Below are 8,589 nucleotides of genomic sequence, written 5' to 3' on the forward strand. Positions count from 1 at the left end.
CGGGGGCGCCGCAGGTGAGGCTGGTTACAGCCGGCCACCGAAAGTACTCGGAAGTACTACAGACCCAGCTCGACCTCGAACTCGCCGGCTTCGAGGATCTGCTTGACCGTCGTCAGGTAGCGGGCGGCGTCCGCGCCGTCCACCAGACGGTGGTCGTAGGAGAGCGTCACGTACGTCATGTCCCGGATGGCGATGGTCTCGCCCAGGTCCGGGTGGTTGATGACGACGGGGCGCTTCACCGTGGCACCGATGCCCAGGATGGCGACCTGGTTCGGCGGGACGATGACCGTGTCGAAGAGCGCGCCGCGCGACCCCGTGTTGGAGATCGTGAAGGTGGCGCCCGACAGGTCGTCCGGGGCGATCTTGTTCGTACGGACCTTGTTGGCCAGCTCCGCGGTCTTCTTGGAGATGCCCGCGATGTTCAGGTCACCCGCGCCCTTGATGACCGGGGTCATCAGGCCCTTCTCCGAGTCGACGGCGATGCCGACGTTCTCGGAGTCGAAGTAGGTGATCGTGCCCTCGTCGTAGTTCAGGCGGGCGTTGATGACCGGGTGGGCCTTCAGCGCCTGGACGGCGGCCTTGACGAAGAACGGCATCGGGGAGAGCTTGACGCCCTCACGGGCGGCGAAGCCGTCCTTGGCCTTGGCACGGAGCTTCATCAGCTTCGTGATGTCGACCTCGATGACCGAGGAGAGCTGGGCCTGCTCCTGCAGCGCCTTGTGCATGTTGTCCGCGATGGCCTTGCGGATGCGCGGCAGCTTGACCGTCTGGCCACGGAGGGGAGAGGCCTCCAGGGCCGGGGTCTTCGGCGCCGAGGAGGCGGCCGGGGCGGCAGCGGCCGGAGTGGCCTGCGCCTTGGCGGCCTCGGCGGCGGCCGTGACGTCCTGCTTGCGGATACGGCCGCCGACGCCGGAGCCCTTGACCGTGGACAGGTCCACGTTGTTCTCGGCGGCGAGCTTGCGCACCAGCGGGGTCACGTAGGCACCGTCGTCCGCCGGAGCGGCGGCGGGGGCCTTCGGGGCCTCGGCCTTGGCCGGAGCGGGCGTCGGGGCCGGAGCCGGCTCGGACGGGACCGGGTCGGGCGCCGGAGCGGTCTGCTGCTGCGGGGCCGGGGCCGAGGGTGCCTGCGGCGCCGGAGCGGCCGGAGCCTGCTGAGCCGGGGCGGCCTGCTGCGGAGCCGGGGCCTCCTGGGCCGGGGCGGCGGGCTGCTCGGGCGCGGCGGCCGGAGCGGCACCCGGGGCACCGATGACGGCGAGCTTGGCGCCGACCTCGGCGGTCTCGTCCTCGGCGACGGTGATCTCAAGGAGCACACCGGCGACGGGGGAGGGGATCTCGGTGTCGACCTTGTCGGTGGAGACCTCGAGGAGGGGCTCGTCTTCCGCGACCTCCTCGCCGACCTCCTTCAGCCAACGGGTGACGGTGCCCTCGGTGACGGACTCGCCCAGGGCGGGCAGCGTCACGTCGGTGCCGGAGGCGGCGCCACCGGACTGCGCGGGGGCGGCGGGCGCCTCCTGCGCGGGGGCGGGCTGCTCCTGCGCGGGGGCCGGGGCCGGGGCCTCGGCGGCCGGGGCGGGCTGCTCCTGCGGAGCCTCCTGCGCGGCCGGGGCGCCGGAACCGTCGTCGATGACGGCCAGCTCGGCGCCGACCTCGACGGTCTCGTCCTCGGCGACCTTGATGGAGGCCAGAACGCCGGCGGCAGGGGAGGGGATCTCGGTGTCGACCTTGTCGGTCGAGACCTCGAGCAACGGCTCGTCGACCTCGACGCGCTCGCCCTCGGCCTTCAGCCAGCGGGTGACAGTGCCCTCGGTGACGCTCTCACCGAGCGCCGGAAGGGATACGGAAACCGCCATGGTTTCTGTTGCTCCTTAACGATGCGCAACTACGGGTGCCGCAGTGCGGAAGTCTGTGGTGGTCGGTCGTCGCGCCCATTCACGACGGACACGGGGCTCAGTCGTGCGAGTGCAGCGGCTTGCCCGCGAGGGCCAGGTGGGCCTCGCCCATGGCCTCGTTCTGCGTCGGGTGGGCGTGGATGAGCTGGGCGACCTCGGCGGGCAGCGCTTCCCAGTTGTAGATCAGCTGGGCTTCGCCGACCTGCTCGCCCATACGGTCGCCGACCATGTGGACGCCGACCACGGCACCGTCCTTGACCTGGACGAGCTTGATCTCGCCCGCGGTCTTCAGGATCTTGGACTTGCCGTTGCCCGCAAGGTTGTACTTCAGAGCGACGACCTTGTCCGCACCGTAGATCTCCTTGGCCTTGGCCTCGGTGATACCCACGGAGGCGACCTCGGGGTGGCAGTACGTCACCTTCGGCACGCCGTCGTAGTCGATCGGAACGGTCTTCAGACCGGCGAGACGCTCCGCCACCAGGATGCCCTCGGCGAAGCCGACGTGCGCGAGCTGGAGGGTCGGGACGAGGTCACCGACGGCCGAGATGGTGGGCACGTTCGTCTGCATGTACTCGTCGACCAGGACGTAGCCGCGGTCCATCGCGACGCCCTGCTCCTCGTAGCCGAGGCCCTGGGAGACGGGGCCGCGGCCGATGGCGACGAGCAGCAGCTCGGCCTCGAAGGTCTTGCCGTCGGCGAGGGTCACGCGGACGCCGTCCTGCGTGTACTCGGCCTTCTCGAAGAACGTACCGAGGTTGAACTTGATGCCGCGCTTGCGGAACGCGCGCTCAAGGAGCTTGGAGCTGTTCTCGTCCTCGACCGGCACGAGGTGCTTGAGGCCCTCGACGATGGTGATGTCGGTGCCGAAGGACTTCCACGCCGAGGCGAACTCGACGCCGATGACGCCGCCGCCCAGCACGATCGCCGACTTCGGGACGCGGTCCAGCTTCAGCGCGTGGTCCGAGGAGATGATGCGGTTGCCGTCGATCTCCAGGCCCGGCAGCGACTTCGGCACGGAGCCGGTCGCGAGGAGGACGTGGCGGCCCTGGATGCGCCGGCCGTCGACATCCACGGACGTCGGCGAGGAGAGCTTGCCCTCACCCTCGATGTACGTCACCTTGCGGGAGGCGATCAGCCCCTGCAGGCCCTTGTACAGGCCCGAGATGACGTCGTCCTTGTACTTGTGGACGGCCTCGATGTCGATGCCCTCGAAGGTGGCCTTGACGCCGAACTGCTCGCTCTCGCGGGCCTGGTCGGCGATCTCGCCCGCGTGCAGCAGGGCCTTCGTCGGGATGCAGCCGTTGTGCAGGCAGGTGCCGCCGACCTTGCCCTTCTCGATCAGGGCGACGTCGAGTCCCAGCTGCGAGGCACGCAGAGCCGCGGCGTAACCGCCGCTGCCACCGCCGAGGATCACTAGGTCGAAAACGGTGCTGGCGTCGTTCGCCACGTCACGTCCTCCATGCATGTGCGCCGTACGCCGGTCTCCGATGACCGGGCGGCGGCTGGTGTTCGGCCGCTCGTTCTTCGGCCCTGTGGTGGGGGCCCTGTCCTGCCGCCCCCCATCCTCGCACTTGTCCGAGGCATGCGGGACGTCGGGCCGGGGTCTGAGACGCCGGTTACACCGGAAGCGGGTGGGGCAGGAGTGGGCGGGCCCGCGATTTTCGTCGATGGCGAACAGCCCCGGACGCCTGCGTCCGGGGCCGTCACCAGCGATGACGTGCGGGGTGCGTCAGCCGAGGTCGCCCGCGGCCGTGCGCTCCGCGAGGCGGACCAGCGTACGGACCGCCGAACCGGTGCCGCCCTTGGGCGTGTAGCCGAACGGGCCGCCCTCGTTGAAGGCCGGGCCCGCGATGTCGAGGTGGGCCCAGGTGATGCCCTCGCCGACGAACTCCTGGAGGAAGAGACCGGCGACCAGACCGCCGCCCATCCGCTCGCCCATGTTGGCGATGTCGGCGGTGGGCGAGTCCATGCCCTTCCTGAGGTCGGCGGGGAGCGGCATCGGCCAGGACGGCTCGCCGACCTCCTCCGCGATCTCGTGGACCGACGTACGGAACGCGTCGTCGTTGGCCATGATCCCGTACGTGCGGTTGCCGAGGGCCAGCACCATCGCGCCGGTCAGCGTCGCCACGTCGACGATGGCGTCCGGGGTCTCCTCCGACGCCTTCGCGAGGGCGTCGGCCAGGACCAGACGGCCCTCGGCGTCCGTGTTGAGGACCTCGACCGTCTTGCCCGAGTACATGCGCAGCACGTCACCGGGGCGGGTCGCGGAGCCGGACGGCATGTTCTCGGCGAGCGCCAGCCAGCCGGTGACGTTCACGTCGAGCTTGAGGCGGGCCGCGGTGACGACGGCGGCGAACACGGCGGCGGCGCCGGCCATGTCGCACTTCATCGTCTCGTTGTGCCCGGCGGGCTTCAGCGAGATGCCGCCCGAGTCGTACGTGATGCCCTTGCCGACGTAGGCGAGGTGCTTCTTGGCCTTGGAGCTCGTGTACGAGAGCTTCACCAGGCGCGGGGCCGAGGCGGAACCGGCGCCGACGCCGAGGATGCCGCCGAAGCCGCCCTTGGTGAGGGCCTTCTCGTCGAGGATCTGCACCTTGATGCCGTGTTCCTTGGCCGCGGCCTGGGCGACGGCGGCGAAGGCCTCGGGGTTGAGGTCGTTCGGCGGGGTGTTGACCAGGTCGCGGGCGCGGTTGAGCTCCTCGCCGAGCGCGGCGGCACGCTCGATCTCCGCCTTGTACGCCTTGTCACGCGGCTTGCCGCCGAGTAGGGCCACCTCGGCGAGGGGCGCCTTGGCGTTCTTGGCGTCCTTCGCGGACTCCTTGTAGGCGTCGAAGGAGTACGCGCCCAGCAGCGCGCCCTCGGCGATCACACCGGCGTCCTCGGCGTCCTCGATCGGCAGCGCGAACGCGGCCTTCTTGGCACCGGCGAGGGTACGGGCGGCGACACCCGCGGCGCGGCGCAGCGCCTCGCCCTCGAACACCTCGTCCTTGGCGGGCAGCGCACCGAGACCGACCGCCAGCACGACCGGAGCCTTGAAGCCGGAGGGCGCGGGAAGCTTGGTCACCTCGCCCTCGCCCCCGGCGGCGCCGAGGGTCTCCAGGACGGAGGCGAGCTTGCCGTCGAACGCCTTGTCCACGGCCTCCGCGCCCGGCGCGACGACCAGGCCCTTGTCGCCCTTGGCGACGCCGATGACGATGGCGTCGGCGCGCAGGCCGCTGGCCGCGGCAGTGCTGAGAGTCAGAGCAGTCACTGTGGTGAGGTCCCTCTTTCGTGTTGCGGGGTCTGGGTGGCCCTGTGCGAGCCTACGCCCGTGTCTCGTTTGCGGCCCCGTCGAGGTGCTGTCACGGGGCTCCGCCCCGGACCCCGCTCCTCAATCTCCCCCAGACTCCGTCCGGGGGACCCCCAAGGGGCTTGTTCTACATGGCCAGGGTCACGAGTGCCGCCGTCGCCGCCGTTTCCGCCACCGCTCCGAACACGTCCCCCGTCACCCCGCCGAATCTGCGCACGCACTTGCGCAGGAGCAACTCGGCCGCCGCGCAGCCCAGTACGACGGCGAGCGCGGAGCCGAGCGAGAGCGGAAGGGCCAGGGCCGCGATCACCGCGCCCGTCAGCAGCGCGGCGCGGGGGCGGACCGTTTCGGCGACCGCCGCGCCGAGGCCCTCCGGGCGGGCGGCCGGGACCCCGGTGCGGGAGGCGAAGGTGAGGGCGAGGCGGGCCGTCACCGCGGAGACGACGGCCGCGACGGCGCCCTGGGCCCAGGACTGCGCGTAGAGCTGCGCCAGGACGGCGACTTGGGCGAGCAGGACGAGGACGAGCGTGACGACCCCGAAGGGGCCGATGTCCGACTGCTTCATGACGGCCAGGGCGTCCGCCGGCGGCTTCCCGCTGCCCAGGCCGTCCGCGACGTCCGCGAGCCCGTCGAGGTGCAGGCCCCTGGTGAGGGCGGCCGGCACCGCGACGGAGGCGACCGCCGCGAGCAGCGCGCCCGCGCCGAGGAAGGTCAGCGCCCCGCCGAGCGCGGCGGCGGCGAGCCCGACGACCAGTCCGGCCAGGGGGGCGCACACCATGCCGGTGCGGGCGGCGTCGCGGTCCCAGCGGGTGACGGTGACGGGCAGCACGGTGAGGGTGCCGAAGGCGAAACGTATGCCGTCGGTCAGGGCGGTGCGGGAGCTTGTTGCGGACACCGGGGGAGGTTAACCCGCGGCGCAGGTCGGGGCAGGGGGGCGGTGGCGCAGCGCGGTGAGGGCGCACAGGGTGAGCGCCGCGACGACCGCCGCCAGGTGTTCCTTGCCCGCCAGATTGGGTGCGAGGACGCACTCGGCGGCCATCAGAACGACGACAAGCCCGCCCGTGCACCGGGCCCGGTGGCGCCAGCACACGTACACCGCGAGCCCGACGACCGCCGCCGACGGGCCGGTGTCCACGACCCGCGCGTCCGACGCCGGCAGGCCGAGCGGGCCGTCCGGGCCGAGCGCGACGCCGAGCCGCGCGTACAGCGTCCCGGCGAGCGTGCACACGTAGGCGACGACGAGGGTGCGCCGGCGGCCGAGGGCCAGTTCCGCGATGCCGGACACCAGCAGGATCTGCGCGAGCGCGCCCCACACGGGCAGGTCGAGCGCCGGCACGAAGAGGGACAGGGGCGTGCGCAGGAGGGCCTGCCCGAGCGGGAGCTCGGCCTGGACCGAACCGATGTGCTGTACGAACCCGAAACCCCAGGGCTGGTTCTGGACGTACTGGAGCGCCGCTGTCAGGCACACCGCGGTCAGCGTCATCGGGATCGCGGCCCACCCGCGCGCGCGGAGCCGCGCGTGGACGGTGCCGTACAGCGGCCCCCACTCCTCGCGGGCCCACGTGCGTCCCCTGCGGGCCCACGCGCGGTCGGTGCCCGTCACGGCTGCTCCAGGCGGTCGCGGCGCAGCCACTTCGGCAGGCCGGGCACGTCGAGGAAGCCCTCGGCGCGGGCCGACGCGATGCCGATGCGCGGCAGATCGGCGCTCTTCTCGAAGAGCAGGAAGCGGGGTTCCCACAGCGGCCGGTACTTCGCGTTGGCCCGGTACAGCGATTCGATCTGCCACCACCGGGAGAAGAAGCCGAGCAGTGCGCGCCACAGCCGCAGCACCGGCCCCGCACCGAGCCGCGAACCGCGTTCGAAGACGGAGCGGAACATCGCGAAGTTGAGCGAGACCTGGTGGAGCCCGATCTCGGGGGCGCGCTGCAGGAGCTCGATGACCATGAACTCCATCAGCCCGTTCCCGGCGTCGCGGTCACGCCGCATCAGGTCGAGGGACAGGCCCTGCGGGCCCCAGGGCACGAACGAGAGCACTGCTCTCAACTCGCCCTGTCCGTCGGTGCATTCGAGCATCACGCAGCGTCCGTCGGCCGGGTCGCCGAGCCGGCCGAGCGCCATCGAGAAGCCGCGCTCGGTGGCCCCGTCGCGCCAGTCGTCGGCCCGCCGCAGCAGATACGTCATCTCGGCGGCCGGGATGTCCTCGTGGCGGCGGACCCGGACGGTGTAGCCCGCGCGCTTCACACGGTTGTAGGCCTGCCGGACGGTGCGCATGGACCGGCCTTCGAGGGTGAAGTGCCGAGCGGTGGCGCCGGCCCCGGCCGCTGTCTCCACGATGGCCTCGTCACCGAGTTCGAGGGCGTCCAGGCCGTGCCGCGCGTAGATCGTGCCCGCTTCCTCGCTCGCGCCCATCACGGCGGGGATCCAGCCGTGCACCCGCGCCTCCGCGAGCCAGGGTTCGATGGCGCCGGGCCAGGCCTCCGGGTCGCCGATCGGGTCGCCGGAGGCCAGCGAGACCCCGCCGATCACCCGGTAGGTCACCGCGGCCTTGCCGGTCGGGGACCACACGACGCTCTTCTCGCGGCGCAGCGCGAAGTAGCCGAGCGAGTCGCGCTCGCCCCCCTTGTCCAGCAGGGCGCGCAGCTTCGACTCGTCCCCGGGGGCAAGCGGGTCGACCGCCTTGCGGGAGCGGAACGCGGCGTGGACGACGGCGATCAGCAGGGCCGTGGAGAGGATGTTGATGACGACGTCGACCCAGTTAGGGGTGGCGATGCCCGGGTGGTGGGAGTCGTCGGTGGCGACCGAGACGAGGCGCAGGGTGCCGTAGCGCCAGCGGTCGAGGAAGGTCGAGCGGTACGCGTCGTGGGCCTGGTTGACGGCCGTGACCAGGAACGTCGCGCAGAGCGAGGTGACCAGCAGACCGCCGGCCGCGACCGCCGCGGCCAGCTTCGGGTTCGAGCGGTCGCCCCGCGCGTAGAACTCCCGGCGGCCGACGAGCAGGGCGGCCACGAACGCGGCGGTCAGCACGAGCGAGACCCAGTTCTGCGCGTACTGCCGTACCTCCGGGAAGCACATCACGAAGGCGAACAGCAGCAGGAAGAGGCCGCCCAGGACGAGGTTGAGGATCCACGCCGCGCGCTTGCGGCGCCGCATCGTGACCGCCAGGAACCAGGTGACGACGGCGGAGGAGAAGCCCGCGGCGAGCAGGTACGGGGTGAAGTAGTTCTCCGCGTTGTGGCGGCGCAGGTCCTGGCCGAAGGAGACCCAGACGGCGCTCAGCAGATTGAGGAACGTGACGGTCCGGAGGTACCAGACGGTGAAGCCGGCGGCGCGGCGTGAGGTGACGGTGCTTGTCCGTGCGGCTCCCATGTCGGGAGCTTATGGGGTGTTTTGTCCCGCCCTGCCGGGGGCGCG

Annotated in this window: 6 protein-coding genes; all 6 read right to left on the minus strand. The window is 71.8% G+C overall.

Annotation, left to right across the window (positions count from 1 at the left end; genetic code table 11):
• Nucleotides 1-56 precede the first annotated feature (56 nt).
• On the minus strand, nt 57-1,850 hold the full coding sequence (gene sucB, locus ABD366_RS18225) for a 2-oxoglutarate dehydrogenase, E2 component, dihydrolipoamide succinyltransferase (RefSeq protein WP_344442084.1): 1,794 nt from the start codon (nt 1,848-1,850) through the stop codon (nt 57-59).
• A 97-nt stretch (nt 1,851-1,947) separates the two neighbouring features.
• Entirely contained in the window at nt 1,948-3,336 is a 1,389-nt protein-coding gene (gene lpdA / locus ABD366_RS18230) for a dihydrolipoyl dehydrogenase (protein ID WP_324767120.1), read from the minus strand.
• A 282-nt stretch (nt 3,337-3,618) separates the two neighbouring features.
• Nucleotides 3,619-5,139, minus strand: a complete 1,521-nt coding sequence (locus ABD366_RS18235) for a leucyl aminopeptidase (RefSeq protein ID WP_324767122.1) — start codon at nt 5,137-5,139, stop codon at nt 3,619-3,621.
• Nucleotides 5,140-5,305: 166 nt separating this feature from the next.
• Nucleotides 5,306-6,073, minus strand: a complete 768-nt coding sequence (cobS, locus tag ABD366_RS18240) for an adenosylcobinamide-GDP ribazoletransferase (protein ID WP_324767123.1) — start codon at nt 6,071-6,073, stop codon at nt 5,306-5,308.
• Between the two features lie 9 nt (nt 6,074-6,082).
• Entirely contained in the window at nt 6,083-6,781 is a 699-nt protein-coding gene (locus ABD366_RS18245) for a hypothetical protein (protein WP_324767124.1), read from the minus strand.
• Nucleotides 6,778-8,544 carry a phosphatidylglycerol lysyltransferase domain-containing protein gene (locus ABD366_RS18250; protein WP_324767125.1) on the minus strand — a complete coding sequence of 589 codons (1,767 nt, stop codon included), beginning with the start codon at nt 8,542-8,544 and terminating at the stop codon, nt 6,778-6,780. Before ABD366_RS18250 ends, ABD366_RS18245 begins: the two co-directional genes overlap by 4 nt.
• Between the last annotated feature and the right edge of the window lie 45 nt (nt 8,545-8,589).

Source organism: Streptomyces kunmingensis (genome assembly GCF_039533535.1).
In the GTDB taxonomy this organism is placed as follows: domain Bacteria; phylum Actinomycetota; class Actinomycetes; order Streptomycetales; family Streptomycetaceae; genus Streptomyces; species Streptomyces kunmingensis.

Coding starts and splice junctions, on each gene's coding strand:
- sucB (WP_344442084.1), bottom strand. CDS start 1,850: ATGGCGGTTTCCGTATCCCTTCCGGCGCTCGGTGAGAGCGTCACCGAG.
- ABD366_RS18250 (WP_324767125.1), bottom strand. CDS start 8,544: ATGGGAGCCGCACGGACAAGCACCGTCACCTCACGCCGCGCCGCCGGC.